This window comes from Burkholderia aenigmatica, from assembly GCF_902499175.1.
In the GTDB taxonomy this organism is placed as follows: domain Bacteria; phylum Pseudomonadota; class Gammaproteobacteria; order Burkholderiales; family Burkholderiaceae; genus Burkholderia; species Burkholderia aenigmatica.
In genome coordinates, this window is the sequence record NZ_CABVQC010000085.1 from 1 (window position 1) to 16128 (window position 16128).

Consider the following 16128-nt stretch of genomic DNA (forward strand, 5'->3'; position numbering starts at 1 on the left):
AGCAGCGCCGCGGCCGCGCGCACGCCGAGCCGCCGCGCGAGCGGACGCGCGATCGCCCACGCCTGGTTGTAGCCGCGCGCGACGAGCCGCCGGTGCGACAGTGGCACCGGCGCCACCAGGTCGAAGCCGCCGGCGCCGGGCGTATCGTCGGTCAACCGGGCGAGCCGCGCCGCGAATTCGGCGCCGAGCGCGAGTTGCCGGTGAAACTTCAGGCCGCGCGCGAGCCCGTCGAGCGGCGCGCGGTAATCCGCCAGTGCGAGCGTCGCATCGAACGGCGGCGGTGCCGCACGGCACGCGTCGCAACGGTACGCGGCTGCACGGCCGGCGGCGCGAGCGCCGCGGGGCGGGGGCGAACGAGCGTGCCCGATGCCCAGCGGCAGCGCGCAGACGTCGCAGCGCAGCCGCGCTTCATTCCAGTACGCGGCGTCGCAAGCGCCGCAAATCACGGCGTGTGACAAATTGCCGCACAGTGCGCAGCGATTGGGTAGCGCGACCGCGGCGACGCGCGCTGCCAGCGTGCAAACCTGCGACAAAGCGACGCGCATCGTACGTCGGGCGGAACTGCGGATCATCGCAACACTCCTGACACCCCGCCTCAATGAAGCCTGCGGGGCGAGCGAGTATACTTCGGGCTCTTCGCCAGTGTGCCCGACATGTCCCCAGCTTCGACTTCAACCGGCCGTCCGGCCAATGACGCAAGGCGCCTGCGGCGGATTTTCGACCGCCGTGCCGCCACGTTCGATGCGGTCGCGTTCCTGCCGCGCGAGATCGCGCAGCGCATGAACGAGCGTCTCGAATACATCAAGGTGAGCCCCGCAGCCGTGCTGGACGCGGGCTGCGGCCCGGGCGACGACCTGCCGGCGCTGCGCGCGCGCTTTCCGGAGGCGCCCGTATTCGGCGTCGACCTGTCGGGCGCGATGCTCGCGCGAGCGGGGCAGCGCGAGGTCGAGCAGACGAGCTGGCGCCGCTGGCTGCCGGCCTCGCTCGGCCGTGCACTGGGCCAGCGCGGCCCGCGCGTCGCGCAGGCCGATTTCGCCGCGCTGCCGTTCCCCGGCGGCGCGTTCGACCTGATCTGGTCGAATCTCGCCCTCCACTGGCATTCGCGCCCGGACGCAGTGCTGCCCGAATGGCAGCGCGTGCTGCGCGTCAACGGGCTGCTGATGTTCAGCACGCTCGGCCCCGATACCCTGCGCGAACTGCGCGCGGCCTGCGCGGACGCCGAAGCGGCGCTCGGCATGGCGCCGCCCGCCGCGCGCGTGATCGATTTCGTCGACATGCACGACCTCGGCGACATGCTCGTCGAGAGCGGCTTCGAGATTCCCGTGATGGATCAGGAAGTGCTGACCGTCACCTACAAAACCTCCGATTCCCTGCTGGCCGACGTGCGCGGCTGGGGCGCCTATCCATTCGACCGCGAGGCGCCGCAGCGCGCGACGCGGCGCTTTCGCGCGGCGCTCGGCGACGCGCTGGAGGCCCGCCGGCGCGCGGACGGCACGATTCCGCTGACGTTCGAAGTGATCTACGGCCACGCCTGGAAGGCCGTGCCGCGCACGACCGCCGAAGGGCACGGGATCGTGCGCATCGAAGACATCGGAAAGGGGCGTCCGAAGAATCGGTAAAGCGGTAAAGAGGGGTTTTGTTATGTCTGAAATTAGCAGCGCAAAGCGGGGTCGAATTGGCGCCTAAAATGGCCGAAAAGCTTGTCGCGCTTGGCTCGCGGGCCGATAGTCGCTTGCTTGTGGATGCCATTGAACCCGCCTATAATGCGTCAGCTTGTCGTCCCGGGGTCCCCGCAATACGGGGCGACGAGTCCGATGCAGGCATGCATCGCATGCCATTCGCGTGAGGCGGCGATGGAAGCAGCGAGGGTTTTGGCGGAGACGACGAACGGCGAGCCGGTCCTCGAAGACTGGCTCATGAAACGCAATTGTTCGGCGTCGCCGCGCCAGTTCGTGCTGTTTTACGCGTCGCTCGCGGGCTTCTCGCTGGTGATCGCGACATTGCTGATGTGGCGGGGGGCTTGGCTCGTCATGCCCTTCACCGGAATCGAGTTGCTGGCTGTGGGTGTCGCATTTGCGATTTATGCTCGCCATGCGGTCGATTACGAACGCATCAGGCTGTATCCGCACCGGCTCGTGATCGAGCGGATGGATGCGGAGCGGCTCACGCAGATCGAATTCAACCCGCGCTGGGTGCGGGTCGAGCCGGGTGCGACGCCACGCGATCCGATTCGGCTGGTATCGCGCGGGCAGACCGTCGTAATCGGGCAGCATCTCGCGCAGTACAAGCGCGCGCAGTTCGCCGACGAACTGCGCGTGTCGCTCAGGCGCTGCGGCTGACGAGGCGCGGGCACCGGCGGATATGGCCGGCGGCTTGCGACGGGGGAGGGTTTGAATGGAAATTTTGGGTAAGGATGCTATGAAAACAATCAAGCGAGCCCTCACGGGCGTGCTGGCATGCAGCGGATTGCTCTTTGCCGGTGCCGCCCTGGCGGTCGGTGATAGCCCGGGCGGCCCCCGCGTCAACGAGATCAACTTTCAGCCGCCTGTCACGAAGATCGCCGAGGAGCTCTACGATCTCCACACGATGATGCTGATCCTGTGTACGGTGATCTTCGTCGGCGTGTTCGGCGTGATGTTCTATTCGATCTTCGCGCACCGCAAATCCAAGGGCCACAAGGCCGCCAATTTCCATGAAAGCACGACCGTCGAGATCATCTGGACGATCGTGCCGTTCGTCATCGTCGTGCTGATGGCGCTGCCGGCGACGAAGGCCGTCGTCGCAATGAAGGACACGACGAACGCCGATCTCACGATCAAGGTCACCGGCTACCAGTGGAAGTGGGGCTACGACTACGTGAAGGGCCCGGGCGAGGGCATCGGCTTCCTGTCGACGCTCAGCACCCCGCGTGACGAAGTGATGGGCAAGAAGCCGATCACCGACACCTACCTGCAGGAAGTCGACAACCCGCTCGTCGTGCCGGTCAACAAGAAGATCCGCATCATCACGACCGCGAACGACGTCGTCCACTCGTGGTACGTGCCCGCGTTCGGCGTGAAGCAGGATGCGATCCCCGGCTTCGTGCGCGACACGTGGTTCAAGGCCGACAAGGTCGGTACGTTCCGCGGTTTCTGTACCGAGCTGTGCGGCAAGGAACACGCGTACATGCCGGTCGTCGTCGAAGTCCTGTCGGAAGACGACTACGCGAAGTGGGTCACCGCGCAGAAGGCCAAGCTGGCCAGCGCCGCAGTCGATCCGAACAAGATCTACACGATGGCTGAACTCGTCGCGCACGGCGAGGACGTCTACAAGGCGAACTGCGCAGCCTGCCACCAGGTGAACGGCAAGGGTCTCGGCGCATTCCCGGCGATGGACGGCAGCGCGATCGTGAACGGCCCGATCGCCGGCCACGTCGAGCGCGTGCTGCACGGCAAGGGCGCGATGCCGTCGTGGGCGTCGCTGTCGGATCTCGACATTGCATCGGTCATCACGTACGAACGCAATTCGTGGGGCAACCACAAGAACGACCTGCTGCAGCCGAAGCAAGTGGCCGACGCGCGTAACGGCAAGATGCCGGAAGACGCGACGGGCGCAGCGGCAGCCGCACCGGCCGAAGCAGCTTCGGCGCCGGCGCAAGCCGCGTCGGGCGCAGAGCAGCCGGCCGCAGCGGCTTCGGCCGCCCTGTCGACGATCTACTTCGAGACGGGCAAGAGCGTGCTGCCGGCCGACGCGAAAGCGGCGATCGCCACCGCGGCCGACTATGCGAAGGCACATCCGGACGCGAAGCTCGCGCTGTCGGGCTTTACCGACAAGTCGGGCTCGGCCGACGCGAACGCCGAACTGGCGAAGCATCGCGCACAAGCCGTGCGCGACGCGCTGAAGGCAGCAGGCGTGGCGGAAGACCACATTATTCTCAAAAAGCCGGAAACGATCACGGGCGGGGCGGACGCGAAGGAAGCCCGGCGTGTCGAGATCGGCCCGGCGGCTTGACGTGTCGCTGAGTTAGTCGACGTATTCGCATTAGGAGATTCTCATGTCTAGCATCGGGCACGACGTAGCCGCGGACCACGCGCACGACGACCACGCGCACGAAATGCCGCACGGCTGGCGGCGCTGGCTGTTCGCCACCAACCACAAGGACATCGGTACGCTGTACCTGTTGTTCTCGTTCATCATGTTCCTGTCGGGCGGCGTGATGGCGCTCGCCATCCGGGCCGAGCTGTTCGAGCCGGGCCTCCAGATCATGCGTCCGGAGTTCTTCAACGAACTCACGACGATGCACGGCCTGATCATGGTGTTCGGCGCGATCATGCCGGCGTTCGTCGGCTTCGCGAACTGGATGATTCCGCTGCAGATCGGCGCGTCCGACATGGCGTTCGCGCGGATGAACAACTTCAGCTTCTGGCTGCTGCCGGTCGCGGCCGTGCTGCTGGTCGGTTCGTTCTTCGCGCCGGGTGGCGCGACGGCTGCCGGCTGGACGCTCTACGCGCCGCTGTCGACGCAGATGGGCCCGGGCATGGACTTCGCGATCTTCGCGGTGCACATCATGGGCGCGTCGTCGATCATGGGCGGGATCAACATCGTCGTGACGATCCTGAACATGCGCGCACCGGGCATGACGCTGATGAAGATGCCGATGTTCGCATGGACGTGGCTGATCACGGCCTACCTGCTGATCGCGGTGATGCCGGTTCTGGCAGGCGCGATCACGATGGTGCTGTTCGACCGCCACTTCGGCACGTCGTTCTTCAACGCGGCAGGCGGCGGCGATCCGGTGATGTACCAGCACATCTTCTGGTTCTTCGGCCACCCCGAGGTGTACATCATGATTCTGCCGGCGTTCGGGATCGTGTCGCAGGTGATCCCGGCGTTCGCACGCAAGACGCTGTTCGGCTATAGCTCGATGGTGTACGCGACGGCTTCGATCGCGATCCTGTCGTTCATGGTCTGGGCGCACCACATGTTCGCAACGGGCATGCCGGTCACCGGCCAGCTGTTCTTCATGTACGCGACGATGCTGATCGCGGTGCCGACGGGCGTGAAGGTGTTCAACTGGCTCGCGACGATGTGGCGCGGCTCGATGACGTTCGAAACCCCGATGCTGTTCGCGATCGGCTTCCTGTTCGTGTTCACGTTCGGCGGTCTGACGGGCCTGATGCTCGCGATGGCGCCGCTCGACATCCAGTATCACGGTACCTACTTCGTGGTGGCGCACTTCCACTACGTGCTGGTGGCCGGCTCATTGTTCGCGCTGTTCTCGGGCTGGTACTACTGGGCGCCGAAGTGGACGGGCTGGATGTACAACGAGACGCGCGGCAAGATCCACTTCTGGGCGTCGATGATCTTCTTCAACCTGACGTTCTTCCCGATGCACTTCGTCGGTCTCGCAGGCATGCCGCGTCGCTATGCGGACTACCCGGCGCAGTTCACGGACTTCAACCAGGTGGCGACGATCGGTGCATTCGGCTTCGGCCTCGCACAGGTGTACTTCCTGTTCGCAGTCGCGCTGCCGGCCTACCGTGGCGGCGGCGAGCTGGAAAAGGCGTCGGACAAGCCGTGGGATGGCGCGACGGGCCTCGAGTGGACGGTGCCGAGCCCGGCTCCCTTCCACACGTTCGAGCAACCGCCGCACGTCGAATAAGTTTCACCGTGCGCTCCGCCGCTGCCTGCCGTTGCAGGCAGGCGCGGCGGGCGCCGAACCGAAGTGTCAGATGAACCGGAATCCACAAGAAAGACGAACGCCCGAGCAGATTCGCGCGGGCAACAAGCGGCTCGGCCTCATCCTGCTCGTCATCGCCGCCGTCTTTTTTATGGGTGTCGTGATCAAGCAGTGGTGGCTGTCCACACACTGATGCAGTAACGGACGCAGTAGCGAGGAAGTTGTCGTATGTCGAAGCCGGAAGAGGGCGCCGTCGATCGCGCGTTCAATCGTTCGATGCTGGTGAAGCTCTTCGTCGTGGCCGGGCTGATGTTCGGTTTCGGCTTCGCGCTGATCCCGATGTACCGGGCGATCTGCCAGATCACCGGCATCAACAACCTGGTGCAGCGCGATGTCAGCGAGCGCGAGGTGAAGAACTCGCAGGTCGATTACAGCCGCACGGTGTCGGTCGAGTTCGATGCGAACGCGCGCGGCCCGCTCGGATTCAAGCCGGAGCACAACAGTCTCGACGTGCATCCGGGCGAACTGACGACGATCGTGTACGACGTGACGAACGGGCAGGGCAGGCCGGTCGTTGCCCAGGCGATTCCGAGCTACGCGCCGAAACAGGCGACGGAGTTCTTCAAGAAGATCGAGTGCTTTTGCTTTACGCAGCAGACGCTGGCCGCGAACGAGTCGCGCAAGATGCCGGTGGTGTTCGTGATCGATCCGAAACTGCCGAAGGATGTGAAGACGATCACGCTGTCGTACACGTTCTTCGAGCTGAATACGCCGGCCACGCCGGCGCCGGCGCCGGGCAAGACCGCGGCGCAGGGCGCGGCGAAGCCGGACGCATGACGACGGAGGCGGGGCGATGACGGAGGTCAAGCGGGGTGGGTCGTTCGGTCAGGCGCTGAAAGCGGTGCTGTGGTCGTTCTTCGGGGTGCGCAAGCGGCGCGACCTGGAGGCCGACGCGACGCAACTGAATCCGCTGCACGTGCTGATCGTCGCGTTGTTGGCAGCCGGTGTGTTCATCGGCGTGCTGATCCTGATCGTGCGTGCCGTCGTGGGCTGAAGCCCGCGGCCACGAAAGAATGCAGTGCGCGGCGCCACGGCGCCGCGTGCAGGAAGGAGCGGTGGTGGTCACGCCGCGCAAGAAATAAAGCCGGAGCGGTTTCCGGTACACAAATTGGACTGAAGTGGAGAATCAAGCATGAGCGGTCAAAACCAGACCCCGTACTATTTCGTGCCGCATCCGTCGCAGCATCCGATCAGCGCGGCCATCGGCCTGCTGGTCATGCTCGGATCGACAGCGCTGTGGATCAACGGTCACGACTGGGCGCCGTTTACGGCGCTGCTCGGCCTGCTTTGGTTGCTCTTTACGCTGTATCACTGGTTTGGCGACGCGATCGCCGAATCGGAAGGCGGTCACTACGGCAAGAACGTCGACAAGTCGTACCGCTGGAGCATGAGCTGGTTCATCTTCTCGGAAGTCATGTTCTTCGGCGCGTTCTTCGGCGCGCTGTTCTATGCACGTGAAATCGCGCTGCACCAGCTCGGCAGCCTCGACTACAAGCTGATCTGGCCGGATTTCTCCGCCGTGTGGCCGAACGAAGGCCCCGCCGCGCTCGCCGGTCACTTCAAGACGATGGGCCCGTGGCCGATCCCGACGCTGAACACGGCATTCCTGCTGTCGTCGGGCGTGACGCTGACGATCTCGCACCACGCGCTGCGTGACGATCATCGCAAGAAGGCGATCGCCTGGCTGGCCGCGACGCTCGCGTTCGGTATCTGCTTTCTGTTCCTGCAGGGCTTCGAGTACTACCACGCGTACAACGAACTGAACCTGACGCTGAACTCGGGTGTGTACGGTTCGACGTTCTTCCTGCTGACGGGCTTCCACGGTTTCCACGTGTTCCTCGGCGGCACGATGCTCGCGGTGGTGCTGGTGCGGATGATCCGCGGCCACTTCAAGCCCGATCACCACTTCGCATTCGAAGGCGCCGCGTGGTACTGGCACTTCGTCGACGTCGTCTGGCTCGGCCTGTACGTCGTCGTCTACTGGCTGTAAATGGAACAACGGCCCGCGCAGCAATGCGCGGGCCGTTTTCATTGGGGTCGGCCGGGCAGCCTGGCTGCCGGCCTTCACCACCCTGGCGCCGCCGCGACTCAGTCAGGCGGCGCTTTTGCTTGGTGGCGCGGCCGTGCGGCGAAATGTCACAGCGGCCGCGGCGGCAAACGGATCAACGCCCGATCGGCAGGCCGGTCGAATGGATCCAGCCCATCCCGTTCGCGATCAGGATGAGCAGGAACAGCGACACCGACAGCCCGACGCGGGTGGCGAGCGACCAGACCATGCGTTTCGTGTGGCCGCGGTCGTGCATCATGAAGTAGAGCGCCGAGCCCATGCTGGCAATGATGAGGACGAAGGCGATGGGAACGAGTATGTGCATGACACGAACCGGACGACGGCAATTCGAAAGGAAGAGGATAATTATCGCACTTCGCTTTCGGGCAGGTGCCGGGCGGGCCGCATGATGAAGATCCGCTGGCTGCCTGCGCTGCTGATTCTCGTCGTCGTCGCGATCACGATCCGTCTCGGTTTCTGGCAGCGCGACCGCGCGCACCAGAAGGAAGCGCTGCAGGCGAGCATCGAGCGCTACGAGCAGGCGGCGCCCGTCGAAGTCGGCGCGCAGCCGATGCCGCTCGCGTCGATCGAGTTCCATCGCGTGCGGGCGACGGGCCGTTTCCTGCCCGAGCAGGCCGTGTTCCTCGACAATCGGCCGTATAACGACCAGCCGGGTTTTTACGTCGTGATGCCGTTTAAACTCACGGGCGGCGGCGTCGTGCTCGTGAACCGCGGCTGGCTGCCGCGCAATATCTCCGATCGCACGGCGATCGAGCCGTTCGCGACGCCCGCGGGCGACGTCGAGGTCGTGGGCATCGCGCGCGCCGACGCGTCGCGTGCGTTCGAGCTCGGCGAAGGCGGGTCGGCGGCGCACCAGAAGATCCGGCAGAACCTGGACGTCGCCGCGTATGCGAAGGAAACGGGGCTGCCGCTGCAGCCGTTCGTGATCCAGCAGACGAGCGACGACGGCGACAAGCTCGTGCGCGACTGGCCGGCGGCGACGACCGGCGTCGAGCGCAATTACGGTTACATGTTTCAGTGGTGGGGCATGGCGGCGGCCGCGCTCGGTTTCGGCTTGTACGCGGCGCGACGCGCGGCGAAGAAGTCGTCCGACGCGTGAATGCGATGCCCGGACGCGGCGAGGACGCCGCGGGTTCGTTTCGAGAGGTCTGATTTGTCCATGCAATCTTCCCGTCAGGGTCCGGCCGCTGCGCCGATCTCGCCGGCGGCCCGCAAGCGCGGCCGCTGGATGCTCGTGCTGCTGGGTCTCGTGTGCGCCGCACCGATGATCGCGTCGTACTTCACCTATTACGTGATCAAGCCGAAGGGCGGCTCGACCAACTACGGCACGCTGATCGAGCCGCAGCGCCCGATCCCCGCCGATCTGCAGGTGACCGACGAAACCGGCAAGACCGTGCCGCTGTCGTCGCTGCGCGGCGTGTGGCTGTTCGTGATGACCGACAGCAGTGCGTGCGACAAGGCATGCGCGGAGAAGCTCTATTTCATGCGCCAGATCCGCGTCACGCAGGCGGGCGAGCGGCACCGGCTCACGATGGTGTGGCTGCGCAGCGATGCGGGCGCAATGCCGCAGAAGGTGCTGGATGCGTACCCGGACACGCGCCGGCTCATCGCCGATCCGGCTGCGGTGGCCGCGTGGCTGCCGGCCGACGCGGGCACGAAGGACAGCGACCACATCTACATGGTCGACCCGAACGGCAACCTGATGATGCGCTTCCCGAAGGATCCGAACCCCAGCAAGATCAAGTCGGACGTGACGAAGCTGCTGAAGTGGTCGAGCATCGGCTAAGGCAATACGAGAGGCAATGAACCGATGTCGTATCTACTGCAACTCGGCCTGATCGGCTTCTGCATCGCGCTGCTGCCGCTGTCGTACGTGTGGGTGAAGGCCGACGACAACAAGTTTCGCAAGCTGGTGTGGATCACCACCTTCCTGACGCTCGACCTGGTGATGTTCGGCGGCTTCACGCGGCTGACCGATTCGGGGCTCGGCTGCCCGGACTGGCCCGGCTGCTACGGCACGTCGTCGCCGTTCATCGCACACGCCGCGATCACGGCCGCGCACCAGGCGATGCCGACGGGCCCCGTCAGCATGTCGAAGGCGTGGATCGAGATGATCCACCGCTATTTCGCGATGGCGATCGGCGTGCTGATCATCGCGCAGGTCGTGATCGCGTGGACCGCGCGGCTGCGCCGCCGCCCGCTGCACGTGTCGCCGTGGTGGCCGACGAGCCTGCTGCTGCTGATCCTCGTGCAGGGCGCGTTCGGCGCGTGGACGGTCACGATGAAGCTGCAGCCGGTGATCGTCACGATCCACCTGCTGCTCGGCCTCACGCTGCTCGGCACGCTCGGCTGGCTCGCGGCGCGGCAGACGCCGCTGCCGTCGTATGACCCCGAAGCCGGCCGCTATCGCGCGGCCGCGCTCGCGGCGCTCGTGCTGCTGGTCGTGCAGATCGCGCTCGGCGGCTGGGTGAGCACCAACTACGCGGTGCTCGCGTGCACCGACTTCCCGACCTGCAACGGCCAGTGGATCCCGCCGATGGACTTCCAGCACGGCTTCCACCTGTGGCGCGCGCTCGGGATGACGAACGACGGCGAGGCGATCACGCAGGACGCGCTGGTCGCGATCCACTGGACGCACCGCACGTTCGCGTTCGTCGTGGTCGCGTACCTGGTCGCGTTCGCGCTGAAGATGCGCCGTTTCGAGTCGCTGCGGCGGCCCGCGAACGGCGTGCTGCTGGTCGTCCTGCTGCAGTTCGTGACGGGCCTGACCAACATCGTGCTGCAGTGGCCGCTGCCGGTCGCCGTCGCGCACAACGGCGGGGCCGCGATCCTGCTGCTGCTCGTCGTCATGTTAAACTTTCGCATCCTTTCAAGCCGCCCCGGCCGTGTCGCGCAGCCTGCGCGCGACGCCGCCCCGGCGTGACCGCCCCCATGCAAAGCACCCTTTCCCAATCGCCCGGTAGCCGGTTTTCGCAGTACATGGCGCTGACGAAGCCGCGTGTCACGCAGCTCGCGGTGTTCTGCGCGGTGATCGGCATGTTCCTCGCGACGCCGGGCATGGTGCCGTGGCATGTGCTGATCGGCGGCACGGTCGGCATCTGGCTGCTGGCCGGCGCCGCGTTCGCAATCAACTGCCTCGTCGAACAGAAGATCGACGCGATGATGCGTCGTACCGCGTGGCGCCCGTCCGCGCGCGGCGAGATCACGACGCCGCAGATCCTGATCTTCTCGGCCGTGCTCGGCAGCGTCGGCGCATGGACGCTCTATACGTTCACGAACCCGCTGACGATGTGGCTGACGATCGCCACCTTCGTCGGCTACGCAGTGATCTACACGCTGCTGCTCAAGCCGATGACGCCGCAGAACATCGTGATCGGCGGCGCGTCGGGTGCGATGCCGCCGGCGCTCGGCTGGGCCGCGGTCACCGGCGCGGTGCCGGGCGACGCGTGGATCCTCGTGCTGATCATCTTCGTGTGGACGCCGCCGCATTTCTGGGTGCTCGCACTCTATCGCCGCAAGGATTACGAGAATGCGGGGCTGCCGATGCTGCCCGTCACGCACGGCGAGAAGTTCACGCGGCTGCACATCCTGCTGTACACGGTGATCCTGTTCGCGGTCACGCTGATGCCGTTCATCTCCGGGATGAGCGGGGCCGTCTACCTGACGAGCGCGGTGCTGCTCGGCGCGGTGTTCCTCGCGTATGCGTGGAAGATCCATCGCGATTATTCGGATGAACTCGCCCGCAAGGCCTTCCGCTACTCGATCGTCTATCTGTCGCTGCTGTTCGCCGCGCTGCTCGTCGATCACTATGCACGCCCGCTGCTCGGCGTGTAACCGCACGGTTTGAACGCAATGCTCCAATCACGGTTCGGGCGCCGCGCGCGCCAAGGCTGGATGCTCGCGTGTGCATTCACGGCAGCGCTGCTGCTCGCCGGATGCGACAACGCGCCGAAATTCCAGAATCTCGACATCACCGGCAACACGCAGTTCGGCAGCGACTTCTCGCTGCCCGATACGGCCGGCAAGGTGCGCACGCTTGCCGACTTCAAGGGCAAGGCGGTCGTGATGTTCTTCGGCTACACGCACTGCCCGGACGTGTGCCCGACGACGATGGCCGAGCTGTCCGAAGCGTTGAAGCAGCTGGGGCCGGATGCCGCGAAACGCGTGCAGGTGCTGTTCGTCACCGTCGACCCGGAGCGTGACACGCCGGCGCTGCTCGGCCAGTACGTGCCCGCGTTCGATCCGTCGTTCATCGGCCTGCGGCCGGCCGACGAAGCGGCGCTGAAGAAGGTCACGAAGGATTTCCGCGTGTACTACGCGAAGGTGCCCGGCAAGACGCCCGGCAGCTACACGATGGATCACACCGCCGCGAGCTACGTGTTCGACCGCGACGGCAAGCTGCGCCTGTTCGTGCGCGACGGCCAGGGCCCCGGCCCGTGGGTCCACGACCTGAAGCTGCTGGTCGACTGACCGGCAGCCGCCGGGCGCCCGGCCCGGCGATCACGTGACGGCCGCCACGCGCCGTTACGCTTTTCCTCTTTCCTCGTTGTTTGCATGCGCCGCCCGTCGGGCGGCGTGTCGGCCTGCGCGCGCATCGCGCAGGCGTCGCGTTACGGCAGCGCGGGCACGTTGAAGCCGGATGCGGCGCGCGTGATCCGGAATTCCGTCACGCGATACGTGGCGATCCCTTCGATGACGAACGGATCCGTGTTCAGGATCGCGTCCAGCTCGTCGCGATCGATGCGGGCCGCGAGGATCACGCCGCCTTCGCGCGGCACCTTCGGCCCGGCCGCGATGAAGATGCCCTTGTCGAACTGCGGCTGCAGAAAGGCGCGATGGCGTTCGAGCGCATCGTCGATGCGTTCGAGCGATGCGGTGTAGTGAATATCGATGACGTACATGGATGGCCCCCGGAATGGTGCCGGCTCTTCGTGTGCCGGCTAGCCGATCTTTTTAGCACAGCGGATGCGGGCTGTCGCGCCGGCGGTCGCGGTGCGGGGGGCGTGCCGATCGTCGGTTCGCGGCGCCTGCTCGTATTCAAGTTGTAAGCCTCGATGCCGTAAATAAAAGGGCAAGCGTTTGCGCGCGGCAGGCCGTTCGCGCGCAGCGTGCGCATCGACATCGACAAAGGCACGCAGATGAGCAGAATGAGTTTGAACCGCAAGCTGTGGCTCGCGCTTGCGCTGGTATGGATCGGTCTCCTGGGCGTCGGCGCATGGAGCGCGTACGAGACGCGCGCGACGATGCTGGCCGAACGCAAGGCAGGCATCGCGAATCTCGTCGACTCGGCGGCCGGCATCGTGAAGGCGTATCACGCACTCGCGCAGAGCGGTACGCTGCCCGAGGCCGACGCGAAGCGCGACGCGCTCGCGAGCCTCGCCGCGATGCGCTACGGCGATTCGGGCTACGTGTTCGTGATGGACTCGAAGCCGGTCGTGCTGATGCATCCGACGCTGCCGAAGCTGGTCGGCACGCAGGTCGGCGATTATCTTGACCCGGACGGCAAGCCGCTGTTCGTCACGATCCTGAACGCCGCGAAGGAAACCGGCAGCGGCTTCGCCGAATACCGCGGGCGCCTGCCGCACAGCGAGACCGCCGTGCCGAAGATCAGCTACGTCACGCGCTTCGCGCCGTGGGACTGGAACATCTCGAGCGGCGTCTTCCTGAAGGACATCGACACCATCTACTACCGGACGCTGCTCGGCCACCTCGCGGTCGTGTTCGTGATCGGCTTCGTGATCAGCGCGGCGATGCTGGTGATCATCCGCAACGTGCGCAGCAGCCTCGGCGGCGAGCCGGACGAAGCGGCCGCGCTCGCGGCACGCATCGCGCAGGGCGACCTGACGCAGCCGGTGCCGGTGCGTGCGGGCGACCGCACGAGCATGATGGCCGCGATGCACGACATGCAGGCACGGCTGCAGGCGACGATCGGCGGGATTCGCCAGTCGGCTGGATCGATCGCGTCGGCGAGCCGCCAGATCTCGGCCGGCAACGACGACCTGTCGCAGCGCACCGAGGAGCAGGCCGCGTCGCTGGAAGAAACCGCCGCGAGCATGGAGCAGCTGACCGCGACGGTGAAGCAGAACGCCGACAACGCGCGGCAGGCGAGCGGGCTGGCGAACAGCGCATCGGAGATCGCGCGCACGGGGAGCGACGTCGTGAACCGCGTGATCGGCACGATGGGCCAGATCGACGACAGCTCGCGCAAGATCGCCGACATCATCGGCGTGATCGAAGGCATCGCGTTCCAGACCAACATCCTCGCGCTGAACGCGGCAGTTGAAGCCGCGCGCGCCGGCGAGCAGGGCCGCGGCTTCGCGGTGGTCGCGGGCGAAGTGCGCTCGCTCGCGCAGCGCAGCGCGACGGCGTCGAAGGAGATCCGCGAGCTGATCGTCGACTCGGTCGAGCGCGTGCGCAACGGGTCGACGCTGGTCGGCCAGGCCGGCACGACGATGGGCGAGATCCTGCAGGCCGTCGCGCGCGTGACCGACATCATGGGCGAGATCGCGGCTGCGTCCGAGGAGCAGGCGAGCGGCATCACGCAGGTCGGGCGCGCGGTCACGCAGATGGACCAGGTGACGCAGCAGAACGCGGCGCTCGTCGAGGAGGCCGCCGCCGCCGCCGCGTCGCTGCAGGAACAGGCCGCGCGGCTGCGCGACGCGGTCGGCGCGTTCCGGGTCGGCGGGCAGGTGGGCGAACCTGCATTCGAGACGAAGGTGGCCGGTCAGGCGGCGGTGGTGTGACGCCCCCAGGCTGACGCGCGATTCGCATGAACGCAACTAACGGCCGAGTCGCGCAACCTCCGCCAGCACCGCTGCGGTGCATACCCATATGAGCGGGATGTATTTCACTTCCCGCCGATCCTGTGACACCATTTGCCCCTTCCAGCGAGTCGGGGCATACCCGTATCGCGCCCCATTTCAGTCAAGCAAGAAAGCGAGAAACAGATGAAGCGTCGCAGTCTCCTGAAGGTATTTTCCGTGCTGGCCACCGGTGCAGCGCTGACGCTGTCGGCAGGTGCGCACGCCGAAGACAAGGTGATCAAGGTCGGCACGGTCGCCGGCCCGGATTCGGAAGTGTGGCAGCTCGTGCAGAAGGTTGCGAAGGAGAAGGAAGGCCTGAACGTGAAGGTCGTCGAGTTCAACGACTACGTGCAACCGAACGCGGCGCTCGACGCGGGCGACCTCGACGCGAACAGCTTCCAGCACCAGCCCTACCTCGACAGCCAGGTGAAGCAGCGCGGCTACAAGCTGGTCACCGCGGGCCTGACCTACATCTCGCCGATGGGCGTGTACTCGAAGAAGTTCAAGGCGCTGAAGGACCTGCCGCAAGGCGCGAAGATCGCGGTGCCGAACGATCCGTCGAACGAGAACCGTGCGCTGCTGCTGCTGCAGACGCAGGGCCTGATCAAGCTGAAGGCGGGCGCCGGTACGGGCGGTAACAACGCGACGGTGCTCGACATCGCCGACAACCCGAAGAAGCTGAAGATCTCCGAACTCGACGCCGCGCAACTGCCGCGCGTGCTGTCGGACGTCGACGCGGCCGTGGTCAACACGAACTACGCGCTCGCCGCGAACCTGCAGCCGACCAAGGACGCAATCGCGCTCGAATCGCTGACGAGCCCGTACGCGAACGTGATCGCCGTGCGCGCGAAGGACAAGGACCAGCCGTGGGTGAAGAAGCTGGTCAAGGCGTACCAGTCGCCGGAAGTGAAGGAATTCATCAAGAAGCAGTTCAAGGGCTCGATGGTCGCGTCGTTCTGAACGCCGCACACCGGTTGTCCCGCTGAACGAAAAGGGCCTGCATCGCGCAGGCCTTTTTTATGGGCGCGGCCGGCCGACGGCCGCAGCGTGCATCGCGTTCAGCGCCGGCTCACATCTCGCCGCGCCGCGAGCAGATCGACATGATCTGCTGGATCGCATAGTTGTCGCGCACGCCCGGCAGCGATTGCACGACGCACTCGTGAAAGCGTCGCTCGCGCGGCAACAGCATCGCGTTGTTGCGATACAGCGCGTCGCAGGAGCGCTGGATCAGCTGGGCCGCCGCACCGTTGCGGCTTTCGCGCAGCGCATTGAGCATGCACTCGTCGTATTGCGCACTGCCGTCGGTCAGCGCGAACGCCGCACCTGGCAGCGCCAGCGCGACGGCCGCGAATGCGATGGCTCGGATCGCCCGTTTCATGTGCTCTCCGAAGGAGTGGACTGGGTCGGCCGACAGCATAACGTAAAGCCGCGAGCGCGGCTGACGCGTTGCGCCGGGCCGACGGGAGCCGCCGCCGGGCAGCCTTCGCGCGCGGGAGTGGCGCCCCGTCGGGCGCCGCGGACCGGCATCTTCGCGAAAG

Annotated in this window: 19 protein-coding genes; 15 read left to right on the plus strand and 4 right to left on the minus strand. The window is 66.1% G+C overall.

What is annotated here, in order from left to right:
- Positions 1–572: ComF family protein (locus BDO18943_RS37650; protein WP_175026183.1), on the minus strand; the 572-nt coding region annotated here is incomplete at its 3' end.
- Between the two features lie 81 nt (positions 573–653).
- Here BDO18943_RS37650 and BDO18943_RS37655 point away from each other — a divergent pair.
- The 8 genes from BDO18943_RS37655 to BDO18943_RS37690 all read left to right on the plus strand — a co-directional run bounded on the left by BDO18943_RS37655 (position 654) and on the right by BDO18943_RS37690 (position 7709).
- Positions 654–1619 (plus strand): methyltransferase domain-containing protein, encoded by a 966-nt coding sequence (locus tag BDO18943_RS37655; RefSeq protein ID WP_175026184.1) that lies wholly within the window; start codon positions 654–656, stop codon positions 1617–1619.
- Positions 1620–1814: 195 nt separating this feature from the next.
- Positions 1815–2339 carry a DUF2244 domain-containing protein gene (locus BDO18943_RS37660; RefSeq protein WP_046544359.1) on the plus strand — a complete coding sequence of 175 codons (525 nt, stop codon included), beginning with the start codon at positions 1815–1817 and terminating at the stop codon, positions 2337–2339.
- Positions 2340–2394: 55 nt separating this feature from the next.
- On the plus strand, positions 2395–3990 hold the full coding sequence (gene coxB / locus BDO18943_RS37665) for a cytochrome c oxidase subunit II (protein WP_175026185.1): 1596 nt from the start codon (positions 2395–2397) through the stop codon (positions 3988–3990).
- Between the two features lie 43 nt (positions 3991–4033).
- On the plus strand, positions 4034–5641 hold the full coding sequence (gene ctaD, locus BDO18943_RS37670; protein WP_031401318.1) for a cytochrome c oxidase subunit I: 1608 nt from the start codon (positions 4034–4036) through the stop codon (positions 5639–5641).
- A 70-nt stretch (positions 5642–5711) separates the two neighbouring features.
- The gene (locus BDO18943_RS37675; RefSeq protein ID WP_043187223.1) at positions 5712–5852 is read left to right on the plus strand and encodes a cytochrome oxidase small assembly protein; all 141 of its coding nucleotides are present in this window, start codon (positions 5712–5714) and stop codon (positions 5850–5852) included.
- A gap of 35 nt (positions 5853–5887) precedes the next feature.
- Positions 5888–6496: a cytochrome c oxidase assembly protein gene (locus BDO18943_RS37680; RefSeq protein ID WP_043187224.1), complete on the plus strand. Its 609-nt coding sequence runs from the start codon at positions 5888–5890 to the stop codon at positions 6494–6496.
- Positions 6497–6512: 16 nt separating this feature from the next.
- Positions 6513–6713 carry a DUF2970 domain-containing protein gene (locus BDO18943_RS37685; protein ID WP_021163748.1) on the plus strand — a complete coding sequence of 67 codons (201 nt, stop codon included), beginning with the start codon at positions 6513–6515 and terminating at the stop codon, positions 6711–6713.
- 138 nt (positions 6714–6851) lie between these two features.
- On the plus strand, positions 6852–7709 hold the full coding sequence (locus tag BDO18943_RS37690) for a cytochrome c oxidase subunit 3 (protein ID WP_011353274.1): 858 nt from the start codon (positions 6852–6854) through the stop codon (positions 7707–7709).
- Between the two features lie 172 nt (positions 7710–7881).
- Here the strand turns inward: BDO18943_RS37690 and BDO18943_RS37695 are convergent, their stop codons facing one another.
- Positions 7882–8091, minus strand: a complete 210-nt coding sequence (locus BDO18943_RS37695; RefSeq protein WP_043187227.1) for a twin transmembrane helix small protein — start codon at positions 8089–8091, stop codon at positions 7882–7884.
- 84 nt (positions 8092–8175) lie between these two features.
- Between BDO18943_RS37695 and BDO18943_RS37700 the strand changes: the two genes are divergently transcribed.
- Genes BDO18943_RS37700 through BDO18943_RS37720 form a run of 5 tightly spaced genes read left to right on the plus strand, consistent with a single transcriptional unit; the run spans position 8176 to position 12257 of the window.
- Entirely contained in the window at positions 8176–8886 is a 711-nt protein-coding gene (locus tag BDO18943_RS37700; protein ID WP_235996292.1) for an SURF1 family protein, read from the plus strand.
- Between the two features lie 60 nt (positions 8887–8946).
- Entirely contained in the window at positions 8947–9573 is a 627-nt protein-coding gene (locus BDO18943_RS37705; protein ID WP_175026187.1) for an SCO family protein, read from the plus strand.
- Positions 9574–9597: 24 nt separating this feature from the next.
- Entirely contained in the window at positions 9598–10710 is a 1113-nt protein-coding gene (locus tag BDO18943_RS37710) for a COX15/CtaA family protein (RefSeq protein ID WP_175026188.1), read from the plus strand.
- 8 nt (positions 10711–10718) lie between these two features.
- On the plus strand, positions 10719–11621 hold the full coding sequence (cyoE, locus tag BDO18943_RS37715) for a heme o synthase (protein ID WP_011353269.1): 903 nt from the start codon (positions 10719–10721) through the stop codon (positions 11619–11621).
- A gap of 18 nt (positions 11622–11639) precedes the next feature.
- Entirely contained in the window at positions 11640–12257 is a 618-nt protein-coding gene (locus tag BDO18943_RS37720; protein ID WP_043187233.1) for an SCO family protein, read from the plus strand.
- A gap of 140 nt (positions 12258–12397) precedes the next feature.
- Here BDO18943_RS37720 and BDO18943_RS37725 read toward each other — a convergent pair whose 3' ends face one another.
- Positions 12398–12688, minus strand: a complete 291-nt coding sequence (locus BDO18943_RS37725; RefSeq protein WP_043187235.1) for a YciI family protein — start codon at positions 12686–12688, stop codon at positions 12398–12400.
- Between the two features lie 237 nt (positions 12689–12925).
- On the opposite strand from BDO18943_RS37725, the gene BDO18943_RS37730 reads away from it, so the two are divergent.
- On the plus strand, positions 12926–14530 hold the full coding sequence (locus tag BDO18943_RS37730) for a methyl-accepting chemotaxis protein (RefSeq protein ID WP_175026189.1): 1605 nt from the start codon (positions 12926–12928) through the stop codon (positions 14528–14530).
- 204 nt (positions 14531–14734) lie between these two features.
- Positions 14735–15550, plus strand: a complete 816-nt coding sequence (locus BDO18943_RS37735) for a MetQ/NlpA family ABC transporter substrate-binding protein (protein WP_175026190.1) — start codon at positions 14735–14737, stop codon at positions 15548–15550.
- Between the two features lie 109 nt (positions 15551–15659).
- Here the strand turns inward: BDO18943_RS37735 and BDO18943_RS37740 are convergent, their stop codons facing one another.
- Positions 15660–15968: a VF_A0006 family four-cysteine protein gene (locus tag BDO18943_RS37740; protein ID WP_175026191.1), complete on the minus strand. Its 309-nt coding sequence runs from the start codon at positions 15966–15968 to the stop codon at positions 15660–15662.
- Between the last annotated feature and the right edge of the window lie 160 nt (positions 15969–16128).

Bases quoted from the DNA above. Each gene is read 5' to 3' on its own strand.
- BDO18943_RS37680 (WP_043187224.1), top strand. From the start codon at position 5,888: ATGTCGAAGCCGGAAGAGGGCGCCGTCGATCGCGCGTTCAATCGTTCG.
- BDO18943_RS37740 (WP_175026191.1), bottom strand. From the start codon at position 15,968: ATGAAACGGGCGATCCGAGCCATCGCATTCGCGGCCGTCGCGCTGGCG.
- BDO18943_RS37690 (WP_011353274.1), top strand. From the start codon at position 6,852: ATGAGCGGTCAAAACCAGACCCCGTACTATTTCGTGCCGCATCCGTCG.
- coxB (WP_175026185.1), top strand. From the start codon at position 2,395: ATGGAAATTTTGGGTAAGGATGCTATGAAAACAATCAAGCGAGCCCTC.
- BDO18943_RS37695 (WP_043187227.1), bottom strand. From the start codon at position 8,091: ATGCACATACTCGTTCCCATCGCCTTCGTCCTCATCATTGCCAGCATG.
- BDO18943_RS37685 (WP_021163748.1), top strand. From the start codon at position 6,513: ATGACGGAGGTCAAGCGGGGTGGGTCGTTCGGTCAGGCGCTGAAAGCG.
- BDO18943_RS37655 (WP_175026184.1), top strand. From the start codon at position 654: ATGTCCCCAGCTTCGACTTCAACCGGCCGTCCGGCCAATGACGCAAGG.
- BDO18943_RS37720 (WP_043187233.1), top strand. From the start codon at position 11,640: ATGCTCCAATCACGGTTCGGGCGCCGCGCGCGCCAAGGCTGGATGCTC.
- BDO18943_RS37675 (WP_043187223.1), top strand. From the start codon at position 5,712: ATGAACCGGAATCCACAAGAAAGACGAACGCCCGAGCAGATTCGCGCG.
- BDO18943_RS37730 (WP_175026189.1), top strand. From the start codon at position 12,926: ATGAGCAGAATGAGTTTGAACCGCAAGCTGTGGCTCGCGCTTGCGCTG.
- BDO18943_RS37660 (WP_046544359.1), top strand. From the start codon at position 1,815: ATGCAGGCATGCATCGCATGCCATTCGCGTGAGGCGGCGATGGAAGCA.
- BDO18943_RS37710 (WP_175026188.1), top strand. From the start codon at position 9,598: ATGTCGTATCTACTGCAACTCGGCCTGATCGGCTTCTGCATCGCGCTG.
- ctaD (WP_031401318.1), top strand. From the start codon at position 4,034: ATGTCTAGCATCGGGCACGACGTAGCCGCGGACCACGCGCACGACGAC.
- cyoE (WP_011353269.1), top strand. From the start codon at position 10,719: ATGCAAAGCACCCTTTCCCAATCGCCCGGTAGCCGGTTTTCGCAGTAC.
- BDO18943_RS37725 (WP_043187235.1), bottom strand. From the start codon at position 12,688: ATGTACGTCATCGATATTCACTACACCGCATCGCTCGAACGCATCGAC.
- BDO18943_RS37705 (WP_175026187.1), top strand. From the start codon at position 8,947: ATGCAATCTTCCCGTCAGGGTCCGGCCGCTGCGCCGATCTCGCCGGCG.
- BDO18943_RS37700 (WP_235996292.1), top strand. From the start codon at position 8,176: ATGAAGATCCGCTGGCTGCCTGCGCTGCTGATTCTCGTCGTCGTCGCG.
- BDO18943_RS37735 (WP_175026190.1), top strand. From the start codon at position 14,735: ATGAAGCGTCGCAGTCTCCTGAAGGTATTTTCCGTGCTGGCCACCGGT.